The organism is Moorena sp. SIO4G3, from assembly GCF_010692305.1.
Taxonomy (GTDB): domain Bacteria; phylum Cyanobacteriota; class Cyanobacteriia; order Cyanobacteriales; family Coleofasciculaceae; genus Moorena; species Moorena producens_A.
Window position 1 is genome coordinate 1 of record NZ_JAAHIG010000669.1, and the last position, 2186, is coordinate 2186.

Sequence of the window (2186 nt, forward strand, 5' to 3'; positions counted from 1 at the left end):
GTTACGGTCGATGCCTGGTATTACCCAGGGCACCTCCGCTTCCGAACTGGGCGTGCGACTTTCACCGCACCCAGCTCTTAGGTATCCTCAACCAATAGGCTTGCCTTTCGGCTTGCTCCAATGAATCATCTGGTGGCAGCTTTGATGTACTGCCATTAGGTTCTTTTGCTTCCAATTGTCGTGGTTTCCATCGACGTGATGGAGGTGTACAGATTCGTCGCTTAAGAACTTGTATCCACAATGTCCACAAGAATGGTTTTGCCTTTTCAAAGCTTTAGCGGTAGCATCATCGTATAGTACGGAGTTCCGCATACTCCAGTAGACTAAGTCTCCATCATACGGGGACTTAGTCCCTCTAACGTTGACGTGTTGATTTTGTTCGTACCCAACTGCTGGAAAGCCTTTCTTGCATAGTTCGGTGGCTTTGTACCGATTCACTTTCTTTTCCTTGCGGAATTTCCGGTTTGCGGTTTTTGCCATAAACCATAAACTATCTCGGGAACTGCTCATATCACAGCTTTTGTGGTAGTTCCTCCATCCACGCACGATTGAGGCTAATTTTTGGGCTTTGACTTCAGCACCATAATTCGAGCTATTGACCACGGCTTTTATCTTCTTCCGGATATTACGATGGTTTTCCTCTGAGGGAATACATCGAAATTTTCCGTTTCTCTGGACTCGGAATTTCCAACCCAGGAAGTCAAATCCGTCTGTCGTTTTGGTTAGCTTGGTCTTCTCTTGGTTTACTTCCAATCCACGTTGGGCTAAGAAGTTCCTCACTTTTTCTAGAATCTTTTCAGCGTTGTCGTTTGGCTTGAGAATAATCACCATGTCATCTGCATATCGAATGCTTCTGACCTTTTTGTTAATTTCCTCTATTCCGTCAAGTGCAATGTTGGCTAAGAGTGGACTGACCACACCACCTTGGGGCGTTCCTTGTTCAGGGAATTCCGGATTGATACCTGCTTTTAGGCATCTGAATATCCCGATTTTCAGACCCGCAGGAGCTATCAACCTATCCATGATGGAATTGTGGGAGATGCGGTCAAAGCACTTCTTAATGTCTAGCTCGATTATCCTTTTATTGATGCCGTTGTTGCCAGAATTTAGATTCTGAAATAGCATTTTTTGTGCATCTTGAGCACATCTGCCTGTTCTGAATCCATAGCTGAAGGCACTGAACGTCGCCTCATGGGCTGGTTCCAAGGCATATTTGGCTAAACATTGCCATGCTCTGTCTTGGATGGTCGGTACTTTCAGCATTCTCGTACTCCCATGTTTCTTAGGTATTGGGATTTCTCTCAACCCTTGGTGCGTCCAGTTTTTCGCATTGGAGCCTAGTTTTTCAAATACCTCGAACCTTTCTTTGTAGGTTAGGGAGGATTTCCCATCTACTCCGGCAGTTCTCTTTCCTTGATTGAGCTGTGTCACTTGACGGACAGCCAGCAGTTGTGCTGAACGGGATTTCAGAATCAGTTTCTGCAAAGACCGTGCCTTCCTCAGGTCACCATCTCTAATTGCTTTGTACACTCGCTTTTGTAGGCGGAAAAGATTCCGGCGGAGTTGCTTCCACTTTTGGCTTTTCCAAAGGTCACTATGTCTTGACATGTGTCTACCCATACTCTTCATTAGTTTCGTGTATTCTGGATACCCGCCACCAGTTTCCGGTGGCATCCTACCCGACAGTGGGGATTAAGTTTGGCATAACTTACCGAGGTTTCGACCTTTCCTCAGACCCATTTTTGCTGTCGTTTTTACTCGTTCCATCTATCAGATTGTTTTGACGATTTAGGGCAGTCCATTTTGCCTATCCTCTTCTCGGAGATTACAACTATTGTTCTCATGATGTTGTGAGAATGAAAGGATAAAGTCGCACACTGTTGCAGCTCAGATTGTGGCTTGTCTGTTAGACACTTTTCTAGGACTAGTTTTACCCATGTCGTCTCCCCGTTAGCGCCAGTGATACCTATCTGCTTTGGTTCTGGTTGCGCCCTGGTGCCAGCTTCACTCTGCGGAGTTGCCGCCCGCTCGGTGTGGCCAAGGTAGGGAGTCACTTATCTCCTAAAGGGCAGGGTTTGCACCTGCATCCGAAGGACAGTTAGAACTTTTTGAGGTATTTTACCTCGCGAGTCCCCTAGCTTATACCCCTCCCGTTTCGGGAGGCTCCTAGCTAGAACGAGCCGCAC

Annotated in this window: 1 protein-coding gene; it reads right to left on the bottom strand. The window is 46.6% G+C overall.

All coding sequences use genetic code 11. The annotated features are described in order from the left end of the window. Positions 1-87: 87 nt before the first annotated feature. Positions 88-1608: a reverse transcriptase domain-containing protein gene (locus F6J99_RS44395; RefSeq protein ID WP_293123669.1), complete on the bottom strand. Its 1521-nt coding sequence runs from the start codon at positions 1606-1608 to the stop codon at positions 88-90. Positions 1609-2186: the final 578 nt, after the last annotated feature.